Source organism: Streptomyces sp. NPDC005791, from assembly GCF_042871485.1.
GTDB lineage: Bacteria > Actinomycetota > Actinomycetes > Streptomycetales > Streptomycetaceae > Streptomyces.
The window spans coordinates 1-17,639 of the sequence record NZ_JBIAIP010000033.1; the positions used below are offsets into that span (position 1 = coordinate 1).

The following is a 17,639-nucleotide window of genomic DNA, read 5'->3' on the forward strand; positions in this document are numbered from 1 at the left end:
GGTTTCCGCCGTGACGACAGCCGTGGTGGCAGCACCGGTGGTGGTTTCCGCCGTGACGACAGCCGTGGTGGCAGCACCGGTGGTGGTTTCCGCCGTGACGACAGCCGTGGTGGCAGCACCGGTGGTGGTTTCCGCCGTGACGACAGCCGTGGTGGCAGCACCGGCGGCGGTTTCCGCCGCGATGACCGGGACCGCGATCGTGGCCCGCGCCGCGATGACGACCGGCCCGGCAACTTCCGCCGTGACGACCGTGCCCCGCGCCGTGAGGACGACCGTGGCGGCTACCGCGGTGGTCAGCGTGACGACCGTGGCGGCCGCCCCGCCGGCGGTGGCTTCGACCGTCGTGACGACCGCCCCCGTGGCCCGCGCCGCGACGACGACCGTGGTGGCAGCACCGGCGGCGGCTTCCGCCGTGACGACCGCGACCGTGCTCCGCGCCGTGAGGACGACCGTGGTGAGTATCGCGGTGGTCAGCGTGACGACCGTGGCGGCCGCCCCAGTGGTGGCGGTGGCTTCGACCGTCGTGACGACCGCCCCCGTGGCCCGCGCCGCGACGACGACCGTGGTGGCAGCACCGGTGGTGGTTTCCGCCGTGACGACAGCCGTGGTGGCAGCGGTGGTGGTGGTTTCCGCCGCGATGACCGGGACCGCGATCGTGGCCCGCGCCGCGATGACGACCGGCCCGGCAACTTCCGCCGTGACGACCGTGCCCCGCGCCGTGAGGACGACCGTGGCGGCTACCGCGGTGGTCAGCGTGACGACCGTGGCGGCCGCCCCAGTGGTGGCGGCTTCGATCGTCGTGACGACCGCCCCCGTGGTCCGCGCCGCGACGACGACCGTGGTGGCAGCACCGGCGGCGGCTTCCGCCGTGACGACCGCGACCGCGACCGTGGCCCGCGCCGTGACAACGACCGGGGCAACGACCGTGGCGGCTACCGTGGCCGCGACGACCGGGGCGGCTACCAGGGACGCGACGACCGGGACCGTGAGCCCATCAAGCGGCTCCCCATCCCCGATGAGGTCACCGGCGACGAGATCGACAAGGACGTCCGGCAGGAGCTGATGAGCCTGCCGAAGACCCTTGCCGAGGACGTCGCGCGGAACCTCGTCATGGTCGCCCGTCTGATCGACGAGGACCCTGAGCAGGCGTACGCCTACTCGCGCATCGCCCTTCGGCTCGCGTCGAGGGTCGCCGCAGTACGCGAGGCGGCCGGCTTCGCTGCGTACGCCACCCAGAAGTACGCAGAGGCGCTGGCCGAGTTCCGGGCGTCGCGTCGGATGACCGGTTCCGTGGAGCTGTGGCCCGTCATGGCCGACTGCGAGCGCGGGCTCGGCCGGCCCGAGCGGGCCATGGACATGGCCGGTGAGCCCGAGGTGCAGAAGCTGGACAAGGCCGGCCAGGTCGAGATGCGCCTGGTCGCCGCCGGAGCCCGCAGGGACATGGGGCAGATCGACGCGGCGATCGTCACACTGCAGAGCCCGGAGCTCGCCTCCAGTGCCGTGCACTCGTGGACACCGCGCCTGCGTTACGCCTACGCCGACGCGCTCCTGGAGGCAGGCCGCAAGGACGAGGCCCGTGAGTGGTTCGGGAAGGCCCTCGAGGCCGACAAGGACGGTGCGACCGACGCGTCCGACCGGCTGGCCGAACTCGATGGTGTGGAGTTCGTCGACGCCCTCGGCGACGACGACGAGCACACCGGAGAAGCGGTTCACGCAGAAGGCGTCGATGGCCGGGCCACCGACGGCCAGGGCGCGGCCCGCGCAGCAGACGACGAGGAAGGCGACGCTGACGGGTCCGCGAAGGCCTGAGCACCGCTGACGCACGCGACATGAAGAGGGCGGCACCCCCCGGGGGGGGGTGCCGCCCTTTCTGCGTTTCGCAGCCGCCGAAGCCTCATGGTGCCCGGTGATGCCGGTCACGGGCGTGACAAGGTGATCCATTCGCGCCACTGACCGGCGAGGACGAGGTCGGCCAGCCTTCGATAACCGCCGCTGCCCGGATGCGCTCCGTCGCCTGCCATGACTTCCCGCGTCCAGGTGGGGTCGTCAGCCAGTTCAAGGGTGGTGGCGATGAACGGGACGTCCCGTGCGCGGCAGAGGGCGGCCATCTCGTCGGCGAGTCCCGCGGTGCGTCGCAGATGCCCGTCGCCCGCGTCGACGACTGGTGGTGGGCCGACTGTCAGTGGGGAGATGTTCTGCCGTCGGCAGTCGTCCAGGATCGAGGCCAGGTTCGCCAGGGTGCGCGCCGGTTCGACGCGTACCGCGCCCTCTTCCTCGACGGAGTCGTTGCTGCCGAAGGAGATGACGAGACGATTGTCGGCACCAGGCAGGATGCGGGGCAGTACCTCCTGCCGACAGCGGCGCAGGACGTCCTCGGAGGTGTTGCGCCTGATGCCGAGGTTGAAGGCCGTGATGTCTCGGTCGGTGGCCTCCAGTACACGGCCGACCCACCCCCGGTGTTCCGGGTCACCGATCCCCTGGACGAAGGAGTCCCCGATGAAGCAGATACGCATGTCCCCGATCATGCGGCTGAGCCTAGCGGCCGGCCTGACCACGCCATGCCTGGGTGCGGACTCGTGCGGGTGACCAGGGCGTTCGTCGGATTCAGTCGACGCCGAGACTGCGCAGGACCAGCCCCGTCGCCGGCTTCGGGCCGAAAGAGGTCGACTTGCGGGGCATCGTGATGCCCTGTCTGGCCAGGTCCCGTACCACCTCCTCGCGTACCGGATGCATCAGTACCGCTGTGGCGTCGTGCCGTTCCGCCTGCTCGACCGCCGCCGCCGTGTCGTGGATGTAGGCGATGTGCCCAGGATCGTCGGGGATCCGCCACACGTCGTCGAGCAGTGTGGAGTGCAGCACGGTCGCGTCGAGTGTGCGCCAGGCGTCCGGCCGGTCGGTACGGACCGTGCGGGCCAGCAGTTGTTCGTCCGGCCGGTCGACCAGGTGGAACCGGCCGTCACCCGCGAGGAGGAAGGCGTTGCCGTCCGCGGCGGCGTCCGCGAGTGCGTCGAGGGCCCGGGGCAGCGGACCGCCGATGGGCCGTACGCGGAAGCGGCCGTCGAGGGCGCGTAGCGCCTGGGCGACCGGGAGGCCGTGCAGCAGCCGGTGGATGGCGCGCACCCGCAGCGGATGGCGGGCGGTGTCCACGAGCAGGACGAGACCGAAGTCCCAGGGGCCGGGCACGGTCTGCTCCTGCTGGAGCCGCAGATAGGTGGCCCAGCGGTGGTGGCCGTCTGCGATCAGCGCCTGGCGGTGGGAAAGACCGGACGCGATCTCCCCCTGCTCCACGGGATCGGTGACGGCCCAGAGGCGGTGGCCGAAACCGTCCTCGGTCGTCGTGGTGAGGAGCGGAACGCGTTCCACCACCCGCTCGATGACAGCCGTCGTGCCGCCCGGCCCGCCGTCCCCCGCGTAGCTGAGGAGCAGGGGTTCGAAGTGGGCGGCGGCGGTGCGCATCAGGTCGGCGCGGTCCTCCACCACATCGGCCATGACGTCCTCGTGCGGCAGGACGATGCCCTCCGACGCGGGGGAGAGCGCCAGAGCCCCGATCACACCGCGCTGAAGGATGTCGTCGGCGCGCTGTTCGTAGACGTAGAGCACGGGTGCCGGGTCAGGGGCGAGGACGCCCTCCGCGAGCCAGCGCTCCAGGGTGTCGGCGGCCCGTTGGTGACGCTCGGCGGCCGTGCCGGCCTGCGGGAGGATCAGCCGCACGATGTTGTGCGGGTCCGCGGACTCCAGGTGGTGCAGGCCGTCCGGCCGGACGACGACGTCGTACGGAGGTGAGGTCACCGCCGCCAGACTGCCGACCCGCTCGGGGACGTAGCGCAGTCCTCGGAAGGGAATCAGCCGTAGTCCCTGGCCGGCGGCGTACCCGGTTGTGTTCATCAGGGCATCGTATGTGCGCTCCGGCGATGCGCGATGATCGGGGGAGAGGCATGGGAAGAGGAGCACAGGCATATGAGTCAGCAGTACAGGTCCCGGCCGCGCGGAAGCGCCGTGGCGCTGAGCGAGGCGTACGACACGGCCCTGCTCGATCTTGACGGGGTGGTGTACGCGGGCGGGCACGCGATCGTGTACGCCGTCGAGTCGCTGGGCACCGCCCGCGCGGGCGGCATGCACCTGGCGTACGTGACGAACAACGCGCTGCGGACACCGGACGCGGTGGCGGAGCACCTGACGGAGCTCGGGGTGCCGGCCGACGCTGCCGACGTGATCACGTCGGCGCAGGCCGTGGCCCGGATGATGGCAGATCAGCTTCCCTCCGGCGCCAAGGTGCTCGTGGTCGGTGGTGAAGGACTGCGGGTCGCGCTGCGCGAAAGGGGCCTGGTGCCGGTGGAGTCGGCGGACGACGACCCGGTCGCCGTGGCGCAGGGGTTCGGCGGGCCCGATCTGCCGTGGGGCAGGTTCGCCGAGGCGGCATACGCGATCTCGCGTGGGGCCGTGTGGTTCGCGTCCAACACGGACCTCACGATCCCGGGCGCCCGGGGCATCGCTCCGGGCAACGGCGCCGCGGTGGAGGTCGTACGGATCGCCACCGGTGCCGAGCCGCAGGTCGCGGGCAAGCCGCTGCCGCCGATGCACCGCGAGACCGTGCTGCGGACGGGGGCGAAGCGGCCACTGGTCGTCGGGGACCGGCTGGACACGGACATCGAGGGCGCCTACAACGGCGGTGTGGACTCGCTGCTCGTCCTCACCGGGGTGACGGACGCGGCGCAGCTGATCGCGGCGGAACCCAAGTACCGCCCGACCTATGTGGACCGGGATCTGCGGGGGCTGCTCACGGGGCAGCCCGACGTCTCGGAGGAGGACGGCGGCTTCCGCTGCGGCGGCTGGACGGCCGTGGTGCGCGGGGACGCGCTCGTGCTGGAGGGCGGAGGCGACGCGATCGACGGACTGCGGGCCCTGTGCGGGGCGGCGTGGACACATGCAGGGGAGGGTGCGTGCGGGCTCGACGCGGTGAAGGCCGTGGCAGGACTGGACCTGTAGCCGTCGGCGCTCGTCGGCACGGCGGGATCACGCAGTGGCAGGGTAGGCTACCCTAACTCGGTGTTGGTCGAGAGTCCTTCTGAAACGAACGCCGCTCGCGTGGCCGCGCCGGGGGCACCCGTGCGCGCGGGGCGCCATGCGGTACGAGCCGCGGGCCTGCTGGTCGCCGTAGGCGTGCTGGTGCTGGTGTGCCTCGCGAGTGTCGCGATCGGCGCCAAGGCCCTCCCGCTCTCCGAGGTGTGGCACGGTCTGTTCCACTACTCGGGCACCAACGGCGACGTCCTCGTGCGGGACGTACGGGTCCCTCGCACCGTGCTGGGGCTGATCGTCGGCGCTGCCCTGGGGCTGGCCGGCGCGGTGATGCAGGCGCTGACCCGCAACCCGCTCGCCGAGCCGGGTCTGCTGGGGGTCAACGCGGGCGCGGCGGCAGCCGTGGTCTCGGCCATCACCTTTCTCGGCGTCACCTCGCTGACCGGATACGTCTGGTTCGCGTTCGGCGGCGCCGCGATCGTGTCCGTGGCGGTGTACCTGCTCGGTGGAAGCCGCTCCGCGAACCCCGTGCGCCTGGCTCTTGCCGGTACGGCGGTGACGGCTGCGCTGTTCGGCTACGTCAACGCCGTACAGCTGCTGGATTCCGCGGCGCTGGACCGGCTGCGCTTCTGGACCGTGGGGTCGCTGGCCTCCGCGAACCCGGAGACCGTCGGCAAGGTTTGGCCGTTCATCGCGCTCGGCGTGCTGGTGGCCCTGCTCATCGCCCGGCCGCTCAACGCGCTGGAGATGGGCGACGACACGGCCAGGGCGCTCGGCGCGCACCTGACCCGCACCCGCGTCCTCGCGATGGCGGCCGTCACCCTGCTCTGCGGGGCGGCGACCGCCGCCTGCGGGCCGATCGTCTTCATCGGGCTGATGATCCCCCACCTGGTCCGCACCATCACGGGCCCGGACATGCGGTGGATCCTGCCCTACGCGGCCGTGCTCGCGCCCGTGCTGCTGCTCGGCGCCGACGTGGTGGGCCGGGTCATCGCCCGCCCCTCCGAACTGCAGGTCGGCATCGTCACCGCGCTGCTGGGCGGGCCCGTCTTCATCCATCTCGTACGGCGTAAAAGGATGGCCCAGCTGTGAAGGCCACGCAGGACACCACCAGGACCGTGCACGCCGTGCGGACGGCCGGCGGGTTCTCCTTCCGGGTGGACGTGCGGGCGTTCGCCGTGATCGCGCTGCTCGTGGCGGCGGCGGCCTTCGCCGCCGTGGTGCTGATCGGCAGCGGCGACTACGCGATGTCACCCGGGCAGGTCGTCACCACGCTGTTCGGCAACGGAACCTTCCAGCAGGAGTTCATCGTCACCGAACTCCGGCTGCCCAGGGTCCTGACCGGGCTGCTGGTCGGCGCCGCGCTCGGTGTCGGCGGCGCCGTCTTCCAGAGCGTCTCCCGCAATCCCCTGGGCAGCCCTGACGTCCTGGGCTTCGGCCAGGGTTCCGCGGTCGGCGCGCTCACCGTGATCGTGCTCTTCCACGGCGGACCCACCGAGGTCGCGGCGGGCGCCGTCGTCGGTGGACTCCTGACCGGCGCCGCCGTCCATGTGCTGGCCTGGAAGCGCGGGGTGCACGGCTACCGGCTCGTCCTCGTCGGCATCGGAGCCGCCGCGATGCTCACCGCGGCGACCCACTACCTGATCACCAAGGCCGACCTCGTCGACGCCACCCGCGCCGTCGTCTGGATGACCGGCTCGCTGGACGGCCGGGACTACGCCCAGGTCTGGCCGCTGCTCGCGGTCTGCTGCGTCCTGATCCCCCTGGTCCTCGGCCACGGCCGGGCCCTGCGCATGATCGAGATGGGCGACGACGCCGCCCACGCCCTGGGCGTACAGGTGGAACGCACCCGCCTCGTCCTGCTCTCCTGCGCGGTGCTGCTCGTCGCCGTCGCCACCGCCGCCGCCGGGCCCATCGTCTTCGTCTCGCTCAGCGCCCCGCAGGTCGCCCGCCGCCTCACCCGCGCACCCGGCCCCAACCTGGCGGCCGCGGCCGCCACGGGAGCGGCCCTGCTCCTCGTCGCCGACTGGACCGCCATGAACGCCTTCGGGGACCGCCAGCTCCCGGTGGGCGTCGTCACGGGCGTGCTCGGCGGCTGCTACCTGCTGTGGCTTCTCGTGTCGGAGCGCAGGGCGGGCCGCATATGAAGCCGCGCACTCCGGGCACCTCGCAGACCAACCCCACAGACTCCGGGAGTACGACCATGCAGCGCCTCACCGCGGACTCGGTGACCCTCGGTTACGATCAGCGGGTCATCGCCGAGAACCTCTCGGTCGAGATCCCCGACAATTCCTTCACGGTCATCGTCGGCCCCAACGCCTGCGGTAAGTCGACCCTGCTGCGTGCCCTCTCCAGGATGCTGAAGCCGACTGCCGGAGACGTGTTGCTGGACGGGCGGTCCATCCACCGGATGCCGGCGAAGAAGGTCGCAAGGACCCTGGGCCTGCTGCCCCAGTCCTCCACCGCCCCGGACGGCATCACCGTCGCCGACCTCGTCTCGCGGGGCCGCTACCCCCACCAGGGGCTGCTGCGCCAGTGGTCGCCCGAGGACGAGCGGATCGTGAAGGATTCCATGGTGTCGACCGGGGTCGGCGAGCTCGCCGACCGCTACGTCGACGAACTGTCCGGCGGCCAGCGCCAGCGGGTCTGGATAGCCATGGCCCTGGCCCAGCAGACCCCGCTCCTGCTGCTGGACGAGCCGACGACGTATCTCGACATCCAGCACCAGATCGACGTGCTCGACCTCTGCGCCGAACTGCACGAGACACAGGGCCGCACACTGGTCGCCGTGCTGCACGACCTCAACCACGCGGCCCGGTACGCCACCCATCTCATCGCCATGCGCCAGGGCGTGGTCATCGCCGAGGGCGCGCCCGGGGACATCGTCACCGCGCAGCTCGTGGAGGAGGTGTTCGGGATGCGGTGCCAGGTCATCGCCGACCCGGAGACAGGAACCCCCCTCGTCGTCCCCGCCGCCCGTAAGAAGCGCACGGCGGCGGTCTCCGCCTGAGCCCCCCGGCGGGCTACAGCAGCGACTTGAGTTTCAGCAGATCGCGGAAGCCCGCCTCCAGGCGCACCCGGCCCGATGCCCAGGCCCTCGCGAAGTTCAGCTCGCCGTCGACCATGGCCACCAGGTCGTCCCCGGTCATCGCGAGCCGGATCTCGGCCTTCTCCCCGGGCGGGCCGTCGTACGTGTCCAGCACCCGGATCCGGCCGTTCGTCAGCCGTCCGGTGAACGTCACGTCGAGGTCCCTGATGTGGCAGCTCAGCGAGCGGTCGAGGTCGGCGGCGCGGCGTACGTCGCCGTCGGCCCCCGCCAGGTTGCCGGAAAGTGTGTCGAGTGCGCTGCGGCACTCCTCCATGGTCGCCATCGTCACCGACGGTACACCGGCTCTTCGGGGTAGCGTTCCCGCATGAGCGACTGGATGCCGGGGCCGGACACGGCGCAGCGGGGCGAGGCGGACGAAGAGGCCGCAGCGCACCCCGCCGTGCCCGCCACGCCCTCCTTCGACCCCGTCCCGCCCGCACCCCTCGGGGTCGCACGCACCCCCACCGGGCACCCGGGTGTCGACGCGCGGCTGGAGCGGCTGGCCGACGCCGACCACCTCGCGGCGGACGGCCACACCGAGGTGTACGAGGATGTACACCATGGGCTGCGTGACGAACTGACCGCGCTGGACGCACGGCCCGCACCCGCACCGACGCCCGCGCACGACAACAGGAGCTGAACCGAACGTGGCAGGAGTGGCACGTCGCCGCCTCGACGCCGAGCTGGTACGCCGCAAGATGGCCCGCTCGCGCGAGCACGCGAGCCAGCTGATCGCAGCGGGGCGGGTGACCGTCGGCGGGAACACCGCGACCAAGCCCGCCACCCAGGTCGAGACGAGCGCCGCCGTCGTCGTCGTCAAGGACGACAGCGACCCCGAGTACGTCTCGCGCGGCGGGCACAAACTCGCGGGCGCCCTCGCCGCCTTCGTCCCCCTGGGACTGAAGGTCGAGGGACGCCGGGCGCTGGACGCCGGGGCCTCGACCGGAGGCTTCACCGACGTACTGCTGCGCGCCGGCGCCGGCCACGTCGTGGCGGTGGACGTCGGCTACGGACAGCTGGCCTGGTCGCTGCAGTCCGATGAACGCGTGACCGTCAAGGACCGCACCAACGTACGGGAGCTGACGTTGGAGCAGATCGACGGGAAGGCGGTGGACCTGGTGGTGGGCGACCTCTCCTTCATCCCGCTCGGCCTGGTGCTGCCCGCCCTCGCGCGCTGCGCCGCCCCCGACGCCGACCTGGTGCTCATGGTCAAGCCGCAGTTCGAGGTGGGCAAGGAACGCCTCGGCAGCGGCGGCGTGGTCCGCAGCCCCGAGCTGCGGGCTGAAGCCGTACGGGAAGTGGCGCGCCGGGCCGGACTGCTGGGCCTCGGCGTGGAAGGGGTCACGGCGAGCCCGCTGCCCGGCCCGTCGGGAAACGTCGAGTACTTTCTGTGGCTGCGGGCCGGCGCACCTGCGCTGGATCCCGCGGATGTCGACCGTGCAGTGGCGGAGGGGCCCCGTTGACGACGCATGCGGCACAACCAGGCAACACGGCACAGCCGGGGAACGCGGAACGCACCGTCTTCCTGCTGGCACATACCGGCCGCCCGGCCGCGATCCGCAGCGCCGAGCTCGTCGTCCAGGGCCTGCTGGCGCACGGCCTGGGCGTGCGGGTGCTGGCCGCGGAGGCGGAGGACCTGCCGCTGCCACCGTCCGTGAAGACCGTCACCGACGCGACGCCGGACGTGCTGGACGGCTGCGAACTGCTGATCGTGCTCGGTGGGGACGGGACGCTGCTGCGCGGTGCCGAGATCTCCCGTGCGTCGGGCGTACCCATGCTCGGCGTCAACCTCGGACGGGTGGGGTTCCTCGCCGAGGCCGAGCGTGACGACCTGGACCAGGTCGTCGACCGGGTCGTCACCCGGGCGTACCAGGTCGAGGAGCGCATGACTCTCGACGTGATCGTGCACAGCAACGGTGACATCGTGCACACCGACTGGGCGCTCAACGAGGCCGCCGTCCAGAAGGTCTCGCCCGAACGGATGCTCGAGGTCGTCCTGGAGATCGACGGACGGCCGGTGACCGGCTTCGGATGCGACGGGATCGTCTGCGCCACCCCGACCGGATCGACCGCGTACGCCTTCTCGGCGGGCGGGCCCGTCGTCTGGCCCGAGGTCGAGGCGCTGCTCATGGTGCCGATCAGCGCGCACGCGTTGTTCGCGAAGCCGCTGGTGACCTCGCCCGACTCCGTGCTGGCCGTGGAGGTCCAGCCGCACACCCCGCACGGGGTGCTGTGGTGCGACGGGCGCAGGACCGTCGAGCTGCCCGCAGGGGCCAGGGTGGAGGTGCGGCGCGGCGCGGTGCCCGTACGGCTCGCGCGGCTGCACCAGGCGTCCTTCACCGACCGTCTGGTGGCCAAGTTCGCCCTGCCCGTACAGGGCTGGCGGGGCGCTCCGCACTGATTTCCGGGGCCGCTGCTCACACCCGCGTGAGTGAATCCGTCACCGGGGCCCGTCGCACGCCGGGCTCCGGACCTCGTAAGGTCATGTCCGTGTTGGAGGAGATGCGGATACGGTCGCTCGGAGTCATCGACGACGCGGTGGTGGAGCTGTCACCCGGTTTCACCGCGGTGACGGGCGAGACCGGCGCGGGCAAGACCATGGTCGTCACCAGCCTCGGGCTGCTGCTCGGCGGGCGCGCCGACCCCGCCCTGGTGCGGGTCGGTGCCAAGGCCGCGGTCGTCGAGGGGCGGATCACGGTGTCCCGGGGCGACGCGGCGGCGGTGCGCGCCGAGGAGGCCGGAGGCGAGATCGAGGACGGCGCGCTGCTCATCAGCCGTACCGTTTCGGCGGAAGGGCGCTCCCGTGCCCATCTCGGGGGCAGATCCGTGCCCGTGGGAGTGCTCGCCGAGCTCGCCGACGAACTCGTCGCCGTGCACGGCCAGACCGACCAGCAGGGTCTGCTCAAGCCCGCGCGGCAGCGCCAGGCCCTGGACCGGTACGCCGGTGGTGGTGTGGACGTGCCGCACACCAAGTACGCCGCCGCCTACCGGCGGCTGCGCGCGGTCGTCACGGAGCTCGACGAGCTGACCACCCGGGCCAGGGAGCGCGCCCAGGAGGCGGATCTGCTGCGCTTCGGCCTCGACGAGGTCGCCGCCGTGGAGCCGCTGCCCGGGGAGGACACCGAGCTCGCCGCGGAGGCGGAGCGGCTCGGCCACGCGGAGGCGCTCGCCTCGGCGGCCGCCCTGGCCCACGCGGCGCTCGCGGGCGACCCGGAGGACCAGGAAGGCGTGGACGCCACCACGGTGGTGGCCGCCGCCGGACGGTCCCTGGACGCCGTGCGGGCCCACGACCCGGCGCTCGCCGCGCTCGCCGACCGGATCGGCGAGATCTCGATCCTGCTCGCCGACGTCGCCGGGGAGCTCGCCGGATACGCCGGTCAGCTGGACGCCGACCCGCTGCGGCTCGCCGCCGTGGAGGAGCGGCGTGCCGCGCTCACCGCCCTCACCCGCAAGTACGGCCAGGACCTCACCTCCGTGCTCGCCTGGGCCGAGGACGGTGTCTCCCGGCTGACCGAGCTGGAGGGCGACGACGACCGGATCGGTGAGCTGACGGCGGAGCGCGACGCACTGCGCGCCGAGCTCTCCGTCCTCGGGCAGGAGCTGACCGACGCGCGGACGGAGGCGGCGGCGCGGTTCGCCGCGGCCGTCACGGAGGAGCTGGCCTCGCTCGCGATGCCGCACGCACGCGTCTCCTTCGCCATCAGGCAGACCGAGGCGCCGGACGAGGCGTCCGGCATCGACATCGGGGGCCGGAGCGTGCTCTACGGGCCTTCCGGCGCCGACGAGGTGGAGCTCCTGCTGGCACCGCACCCCGGGGCTCAGCCGCGGCCGATCGCCAAGGGCGCATCGGGCGGTGAGCTGTCCCGGGTGATGCTCGCCGTCGAGGTGGTCTTCGCCGGTTCCGATCCCGTGCCGACGTATCTCTTCGACGAGGTCGACGCCGGTGTCGGCGGCAAGGCCGCCGTCGAGGTCGGCCGGCGGCTGGCCAAGCTCGCCCGGTCCGCGCAGGTCGTCGTGGTCACCCACCTGCCGCAGGTGGCGGCCTTCGCCGACCGGCAGTTGCTGGTCGAGAAGACCGTGGACGGATCGGTGACCAGGAGTGGCGTCACGGTCCTGGAAGGCGAGGACCGGGTGCGGGAGCTCTCCCGGATGCTCGCGGGACAGGAGGACTCGGAAACCGCCCGTGCGCACGCCGAGGAGCTGTTGGAGACCGCGCGGGCCGACGGGTAGCGGGCCCCCGGCGTCAGTTTCGTTCCGCCCTGCTCACTCGTACGAGTGGGGCGGCCCGAGTCGCTGTCGTCACGACGACGGGAAGAACGTTTCGCCGGTGCCGGAACGTGCGTACGGACTGGCATCCTTGGGCTGTACACACCGCCGACTCGGGAGCCCCGGGAGCCAATCAACGTGTCACAGCTGCGTACGGTCCAAGTCCTGGGCAGCGGAGCCGGAAGCAGCGCTCATGTCAGCTCGCTCGCCGCGGGACTGGTCGCCAGGGGCGTGCAGGTCACGGTCTGCGCTCCGGCCGGTTCCGAACGCGCCCACGGCCTGCCCGCGACGGGAGCCCGCTTCGTCGCGGTGCCCCGGCGCAGTGACCCCGCCGCCGTCGCCGCGCTGCGTACGGCCTGCACCGGGGCGGACATCGTCCACGCACACGGGTTGCACGCCGCCGTACGCGCCGGGATGGCGCTGAGCGGCCGAGGCACCCCGCTCGTCGTGACCTGGCACACCCGCGCCCACGCCGAGGGGGCCAGGGGCCGGCTGCTACGCCTGCTGGAGCGAAGGGCCGCCCGTGCGGCCGCCGTCGTGCTGGGCACCTCGTGGGAGCTGGTCGACCGCGCCCGCCGCCGGGGTGCCAAGGACGCGCGGATCGCGCCGGCCGCGATCCCCGCGAGCCGCTGCCCCGGCGCTCCCGAGCCCGGGGAAGGCGGCAAGACGCGCGCCGAACTGGGGGCGGTGGGAAGGCCGTTGCTGGTATCGGTGGCCCAGCACGATCATGGGACGCTGCTGGACGCGGTACGCGAGTGGCGCGCGCTGGATCCCGCGCCCCTGCTGGCCGTCGTGGGGGAGGGGCCCCGGGCAGGTGCCCTGCGGCGCCGGATCGCGGCGGAGGAGCTGCCCGTCGTCCTCACCGGTGCCTCGGGCGACGTCGGCGGACTTCTGGCCGCCGCCGACGTCGCCGTACTGTCCGGTCGGGGGGAGGGCGGGCCGCTGCTCGCCCGGGAGGCCCTGCGGATCGGCATCCCGCTGGTCGCGACCCGCACCGACGGTCTGCCCGAACTCCTCGGAGAAGCGGCTGAGTTGGTCCCGTACGGGGATGCCGGGGCACTGGCCGGTGCCGTCGTGCGACTCCTCGGCGACCCCGAGCAGCGGGAGCGGCTCGCCGCCTCGGGGCGCGCGCAGGCCGCGAGCTGGCCGACCGAGGACGACACGATCGCCCATGTGCTGTCCGTCTACGACGAGTTGGCGCAGCCGCCGGTGACGTAGGGTCCTCAGCGCGTGTGGCGCCGTACCCGCAGGGCCAGGCTCAGGGCGAGCACCGACTGCGGGTCGTCCAAATCCGTGCCGAGCAGCTCGCCGATGCGGGCCAGCCGGTTGTAGAGCGTCTGCCGGTTCAGATGCAGTTCGCGCGCGGCCTCCGCCTTGCGGCCCGCGTGGGCGAGGTACGCCTCCAGCGTGGGCAGCAGCGCCGGGCGCGACGTCCGGTCGTGCTCGCGCAGCGGCCCGATCGCCCGGTCCACGAAGGACTCCAGGTCCGGATGGTCGCGCAGCCGCCAGAGCAGCAGGTCGATGTCCAGACGGCGCGCGTCGTACCAGGGGCTCTCCGCGAGCCCCTGCGCGGCCGTCGCCGCTTCCGCCGCGTGCCGCAGCCCCGCGCCCGCCGCCGCCCAGCCGCCCGCGGCCCCCACCACCACGACGACCGGCGTACGCTCACCGGCCCGGTCCAGGCCGGCCCGGCCGGTCCCGGCCCGCAGCGCCGCCGCCACCCGGTCCGCGAGCGCCGTACGCGTCGTCCCCGGGCGCAGCGCCAGCAACAGCGGAACCCGGCCCTCCACCGGGCGCACCCCCACCAGCACGGGCGTCCCCACCGCGGCGAGCTCCTCCGCCACGGCCCGGGCCAGCAGGGCCCAGCTGCCCGAGGGGGCCGACTCGGGGGCGAGCCGCATCACCACGGGCAGCAGGGGGTCCCCGCCCGGCCTGAACCCCAGCACCCCGGCCTGTGCGGGGGCGTCCTCAGGAGCGACCCGCCCTTCGGCGAGGTCCGTGAGGAAGTCTCCGCGTCCCCGCGCCGCCACCTCGTCCTCCTGGCGGGCCTGCATCAGCACGACGGCCAGGATGCCCGCGGCCCGTTCGGCGGCCATCCGATGCACCGTCACCAGGGGGCGGGCCACCGGGAGCAGCACCAGCCGGGCCCGTACGGAACCGGACCCGAGGCCGCCTCCCGGCACCTCCACCAGGACCGCGCCGGCCGGTGGCGCCTCACGGGCCGGGCGCGCGCCGCGGAGCCTCTCCCAGACCTGCAGCGGATCGGCGGCCACCGGCCCCGTGCCGGTCCCCGCGGCGAACAGCAGCCGGCCGTCCGGAGTCTCCAGGAAGACCGGGTTCGCGGCGAAGTCCGCAAGGATCCCCAGGACCTGCGGCACCCCGCCGCCGCCCAGCACCGCCTGCGTACACCGCCGGTGGACCTCTTCCGCACGCTGGAGCAGGGTGTAGTGGCCGTTGACGATCTCGGTGTGGATCTCCTCGGTCACCGCCACGAACGGCACCTCGCGGTGAAGCTGGACGAGGGGCAGTCCCGCGGTCCGTGCCGCCTCCACGATCGCCGTGGGCAGCCGGCTGAAGCGTGGGCCGAGCTCCACGACCAGGGCGGCGATGCCGCGGTCGGCCAGCTTACGGACGAAGGCGCGCTGGTCGGCGGGCCGGGATCCGAGGCCCAGCCCCGTCGTGAGCAGCAGCTCCCCGCCCTTGAGCAGCGCGGGGAGGTTCGGCGCCTCACCGGCGTGCACCCAGCGCACCGCACGGTCCAGCCGGTCCGCGCAGGCCAGGACCTCCGGTAGTCCGGCGCGCAGCCCCGGCAGCTCCAGCGCCCGCCGCACGGTGATCCCGCCCTCTGTCTCCACCGGTTCCGGCCTCGTGCTTCCGTGTCCGCGCCCGCGCGCTCGTGTACATGAGGCGTGAACGCCCCGGTCAGGAAGCTACCGCGCGCCGCCCGGACACGTCACGCGGCGACCACGGCGGGCTTGACGTTGTGGTTCAGGTGGAACACGTTGTCCGGGTCGTACCGTGCCTTGACGCGGGAAAGCCGCTCGTAGGCGTGCTCCCCGAAGCCGGCGACGACCCGTTCCTGGCCCTCGCGCCCGATGAAGTTCAGGTAGACCGCGCCGCTCGCCCACGGCATCAGTGCCGCGCGTACCTCCCGCACCCACTGCCTGACCCGTTCGTCGTCCGCCTCCCGCTCCCAGACGCCGAAGGGGTGCACGGCCCAGGGCGAGGAGCGCCAGGGCAGCGGGTGGTCGGCCGGTCCCCTCGCCACCGCTCCACCCATCGGGAACAGCACATGCTGTGAATTCGTGGGGACGGGCAGCGTGCCGGCGCCCGCGCAGTACGCCGCCACGGCCTCGTCGGGGAAACCGTCGAGATACTCCGCAGACCAGTAGTTCCGCAAGCCCGGCGGGTCGTCCAGCATGCACTGCAGGTCCGCGTACGGAATCGCCGTGATCACGTCCGCCTCGCGCTCCAGCGCCAGCAGCGGAGCCGCCACGTCGCGCAGCTCCGCCTCCGTACCGGCGTAGGTGACCAGGACCGCGCACACGAGCCGGCCCACCATGGCTTGCGGCACCCACTCCTCGGCCGGCCCGGTGATGTAGAGACAGGCGCCGCCCGCCGCGTCCGGGGCGGACTCCATCACGTCCCGGTACGTGCGGACCGCTTCCGGGCCGTTGTCGGGGCGCAGGAGGAGCAGCGCCATGCTCATCGCCGGCAGGTCGTGCAGTCGCAGAGTGAGCGAGGTGACCACGCCGAAATTTCCGCCGCCGCCGTGCAGGGCCCAGAAGAGCTCCGGGTTCTCGTCCGCGCTCGCGTGCACGGCGGCGCCGTCCGCCGTCACGACATCGGCGGCCAGGAGGTTGTCACAGGCCAGCCCGAAGGCACGCTCCAGCCACCCCGACCCACCGCCCAGGGTGAAGCCGCCGACGCCGGTGGTGGAAACCCGCCCGCCCGTGGTGGCCAGGGCGTACGGCTGGGTGGCCCGGTCCAGGTGCCCCATGGTGGCGCCGCCGTCCACGCGGGCCGCACGGGCGTCCCGGTCGACCTCCACCGTGTGCATCCGGCGCAGGTCGATCACCATGCCGCCCTCGCTGAGGGCCATGCCGGCCACGCTGTGACCGCCTCCGCGGACGGCTACCTCCAGGCCCTCGTCACGTGCGAAGCGCAGCGCCCGGGAGACATCCGCCTCGGAGGCGCACTGGGCCACCACCGCGGGTCTGCGGTCGATCATGCTGTTGAAGACGGTACGGGCCTCGTCGTAGCCCGGGTCGCCCGGGACGTGGACCTCACCGGTGAAGCCGGAACGGAGACCGGTCGCAGCGGTGTCCGGCACAGAGGTTCGGGGCGTCATGTCGTGCCCCCTTCGCAGGGCGTTGCAGGACCTCTCCATCGTAGATCCGGCCGTGGACATCGGCCGTTCCGCTGAGCCGACGGGCCCGGGCGGTCACCAACGCCGGCGCACGGCCGCCTTGCCGCCCGTCACCAGACTCGCCGGCGGGACGTCGTCGGCCACGACCGCGCCTGCGGCGACCACGGCGTCACGGCCGATGCTGACGCCGGGGAGGATCGTGGCACCGGCGCCGATCCACACGTTCTCCGCCACGTCGATGGGCGCACCGCTCAGCCACCCCCGCCGCTCCCCGGGATCAACCGGGTGGCCGACGGTGATGAACGTGACCTTCGGTCCGACCATCACGCGCTCGCCGAGCCGGATGCCCGCGTAGTCCAGGAACGTGCAGTTCTGGTTGACGAACACACGCTGCGCGAGGTCCAGGTTCAGGCCGTGGTCCGTGTAGAAGGGCGGATGGACCGTGACCCCGGCCCGCAGCGGTCTGCCGAGGATCCGGCCGAACAGTTCCGCCTTGCCCTCCTCGTCGTCGAAGGGCAGGACGTTCAGGCGGGAGGTGAGCTCGGTGACCCGGAGGACTCTCTCCGACATGGCCCGGAACTCCGGGCTGTGGATGCGCATGAGACGGTCACTGGACATGCCAAGGTCCTTTCCCGTGCCTGACGGGTTGGTTGTGTCACGGGGGATCCGGTTGTCCCGTCATGTTCCACGGCGGCGGGACGGCTGCGCACCCGCCGCATCCGCAGGGCCGCCCCGGTCATGCGACCGGGGCGGCCCTGCGGACGGGAGGGACGGCGGGTCAGCCGACGTACGCCCCGCTGGCCGTCAGCCGCAGGGCCGTGTCGATCAGCGGCACATGGCTGAACGCCTGCGGGAAGTTGCCCACCTGGCGCTGCAGCCCGGAGTCCCACTCCTCGGCCAGCA

Annotated in this window: 16 protein-coding genes; 10 read left to right on the top strand and 6 right to left on the bottom strand. The window is 72.9% G+C overall.

From position 1 onward, the window contains the following. Positions 1-1,062 precede the first annotated feature (1,062 nt). Positions 1,063-1,809: a hypothetical protein gene (locus ACFYSH_RS33440; RefSeq protein ID WP_359477740.1), complete on the top strand. Its 747-nt coding sequence runs from the start codon at positions 1,063-1,065 to the stop codon at positions 1,807-1,809. 107 nt (positions 1,810-1,916) lie between these two features. Here ACFYSH_RS33440 and ACFYSH_RS33445 read toward each other — a convergent pair whose 3' ends face one another. Next, complete coding sequence (locus ACFYSH_RS33445) at positions 1,917-2,525, bottom strand: GDSL-type esterase/lipase family protein (protein ID WP_388757588.1); 609 nt, start codon at positions 2,523-2,525, stop codon at positions 1,917-1,919. A 79-nt stretch (positions 2,526-2,604) separates the two neighbouring features. After that, entirely contained in the window at positions 2,605-3,885 is a 1,281-nt protein-coding gene (locus ACFYSH_RS33450; RefSeq protein WP_388757591.1) for a DUF1015 family protein, read from the bottom strand. 72 nt (positions 3,886-3,957) lie between these two features. Here ACFYSH_RS33450 and ACFYSH_RS33455 point away from each other — a divergent pair, with 72 nt between their 5' ends. From ACFYSH_RS33455 to ACFYSH_RS33470, 4 genes are all read left to right on the top strand, one after another. Beyond that, positions 3,958-4,986 carry an HAD hydrolase-like protein gene (locus ACFYSH_RS33455; RefSeq protein WP_359477642.1) on the top strand — a complete coding sequence of 343 codons (1,029 nt, stop codon included), beginning with the start codon at positions 3,958-3,960 and terminating at the stop codon, positions 4,984-4,986. A gap of 120 nt (positions 4,987-5,106) precedes the next feature. Then, a complete protein-coding gene (locus ACFYSH_RS33460; protein ID WP_359477743.1) occupies positions 5,107-6,108 on the top strand; it encodes an iron chelate uptake ABC transporter family permease subunit in 1,002 nt (333 codons plus the stop codon). Then, complete coding sequence (locus ACFYSH_RS33465) at positions 6,105-7,163, top strand: iron chelate uptake ABC transporter family permease subunit (RefSeq protein ID WP_359477645.1); 1,059 nt, start codon at positions 6,105-6,107, stop codon at positions 7,161-7,163. The genes ACFYSH_RS33460 and ACFYSH_RS33465 overlap by 4 nt, the downstream gene beginning before the upstream one ends. A gap of 56 nt (positions 7,164-7,219) precedes the next feature. Continuing rightward, positions 7,220-8,026, top strand: coding sequence for an ABC transporter ATP-binding protein (locus tag ACFYSH_RS33470; RefSeq protein WP_359477648.1), 807 nt, complete (start codon positions 7,220-7,222; stop codon positions 8,024-8,026). Positions 8,027-8,039: 13 nt separating this feature from the next. Here ACFYSH_RS33470 and ACFYSH_RS33475 read toward each other — a convergent pair whose 3' ends face one another. Continuing rightward, the gene (locus tag ACFYSH_RS33475; RefSeq protein ID WP_359477651.1) at positions 8,040-8,387 is read right to left on the bottom strand and encodes an SCP2 sterol-binding domain-containing protein; all 348 of its coding nucleotides are present in this window, start codon (positions 8,385-8,387) and stop codon (positions 8,040-8,042) included. 42 nt (positions 8,388-8,429) lie between these two features. Between ACFYSH_RS33475 and ACFYSH_RS33480 the strand changes: the two genes are divergently transcribed. The 5 genes from ACFYSH_RS33480 (at position 8,430) to ACFYSH_RS33500 (ending at position 13,588) form a co-directional block, all read left to right on the top strand. Continuing rightward, positions 8,430-8,744 (top strand): hypothetical protein, encoded by a 315-nt coding sequence (locus tag ACFYSH_RS33480; protein ID WP_388757595.1) that lies wholly within the window; start codon positions 8,430-8,432, stop codon positions 8,742-8,744. A gap of 7 nt (positions 8,745-8,751) precedes the next feature. Next, the gene (locus ACFYSH_RS33485; protein ID WP_359477654.1) at positions 8,752-9,567 is read left to right on the top strand and encodes a TlyA family RNA methyltransferase; all 816 of its coding nucleotides are present in this window, start codon (positions 8,752-8,754) and stop codon (positions 9,565-9,567) included. Continuing rightward, positions 9,564-10,505: an NAD kinase gene (locus tag ACFYSH_RS33490; RefSeq protein WP_359477657.1), complete on the top strand. Its 942-nt coding sequence runs from the start codon at positions 9,564-9,566 to the stop codon at positions 10,503-10,505. Before ACFYSH_RS33485 ends, ACFYSH_RS33490 begins: the two co-directional genes overlap by 4 nt. Before the next feature lie 83 nt (positions 10,506-10,588). Further along, positions 10,589-12,334 carry a DNA repair protein RecN gene (gene recN, locus ACFYSH_RS33495; RefSeq protein WP_359477660.1) on the top strand — a complete coding sequence of 582 codons (1,746 nt, stop codon included), beginning with the start codon at positions 10,589-10,591 and terminating at the stop codon, positions 12,332-12,334. A 174-nt stretch (positions 12,335-12,508) separates the two neighbouring features. Further along, positions 12,509-13,588 carry a glycosyltransferase family 4 protein gene (locus ACFYSH_RS33500; RefSeq protein WP_388757598.1) on the top strand — a complete coding sequence of 360 codons (1,080 nt, stop codon included), beginning with the start codon at positions 12,509-12,511 and terminating at the stop codon, positions 13,586-13,588. A gap of 5 nt (positions 13,589-13,593) precedes the next feature. Here ACFYSH_RS33500 and ACFYSH_RS33505 read toward each other — a convergent pair whose 3' ends face one another. The 3 genes from ACFYSH_RS33505 to ACFYSH_RS33515 all read right to left on the bottom strand — a co-directional run bounded on the left by ACFYSH_RS33505 (position 13,594) and on the right by ACFYSH_RS33515 (position 17,354). Further along, the gene (locus ACFYSH_RS33505; protein WP_359477668.1) at positions 13,594-15,222 is read right to left on the bottom strand and encodes a PucR family transcriptional regulator ligand-binding domain-containing protein; all 1,629 of its coding nucleotides are present in this window, start codon (positions 15,220-15,222) and stop codon (positions 13,594-13,596) included. A gap of 98 nt (positions 15,223-15,320) precedes the next feature. Next, positions 15,321-16,718, bottom strand: a complete 1,398-nt coding sequence (locus tag ACFYSH_RS33510; RefSeq protein WP_359477671.1) for an FAD-binding oxidoreductase — start codon at positions 16,716-16,718, stop codon at positions 15,321-15,323. 93 nt (positions 16,719-16,811) lie between these two features. Next, the gene (locus ACFYSH_RS33515) at positions 16,812-17,354 is read right to left on the bottom strand and encodes a DapH/DapD/GlmU-related protein (protein WP_359477674.1); all 543 of its coding nucleotides are present in this window, start codon (positions 17,352-17,354) and stop codon (positions 16,812-16,814) included. Between the last annotated feature and the right edge of the window lie 285 nt (positions 17,355-17,639).

Excerpts from the sequence above, each read along its gene's own strand:
- ACFYSH_RS33450 (WP_388757591.1), bottom strand. The coding sequence starts at position 3,885 with ATGAACACAACCGGGTACGCCGCCGGCCAGGGACTACGGCTGATTCCC.
- ACFYSH_RS33470 (WP_359477648.1), top strand. The coding sequence starts at position 7,220 with ATGCAGCGCCTCACCGCGGACTCGGTGACCCTCGGTTACGATCAGCGG.
- ACFYSH_RS33440 (WP_359477740.1), top strand. The coding sequence starts at position 1,063 with ATGAGCCTGCCGAAGACCCTTGCCGAGGACGTCGCGCGGAACCTCGTC.
- ACFYSH_RS33480 (WP_388757595.1), top strand. The coding sequence starts at position 8,430 with ATGAGCGACTGGATGCCGGGGCCGGACACGGCGCAGCGGGGCGAGGCG.
- ACFYSH_RS33510 (WP_359477671.1), bottom strand. The coding sequence starts at position 16,718 with ATGACGCCCCGAACCTCTGTGCCGGACACCGCTGCGACCGGTCTCCGT.
- ACFYSH_RS33515 (WP_359477674.1), bottom strand. The coding sequence starts at position 17,354 with ATGTCCAGTGACCGTCTCATGCGCATCCACAGCCCGGAGTTCCGGGCC.
- ACFYSH_RS33475 (WP_359477651.1), bottom strand. The coding sequence starts at position 8,387 with ATGGCGACCATGGAGGAGTGCCGCAGCGCACTCGACACACTTTCCGGC.
- ACFYSH_RS33455 (WP_359477642.1), top strand. The coding sequence starts at position 3,958 with ATGAGTCAGCAGTACAGGTCCCGGCCGCGCGGAAGCGCCGTGGCGCTG.
- ACFYSH_RS33445 (WP_388757588.1), bottom strand. The coding sequence starts at position 2,525 with ATGATCGGGGACATGCGTATCTGCTTCATCGGGGACTCCTTCGTCCAG.
- recN (WP_359477660.1), top strand. The coding sequence starts at position 10,589 with ATGTCCGTGTTGGAGGAGATGCGGATACGGTCGCTCGGAGTCATCGAC.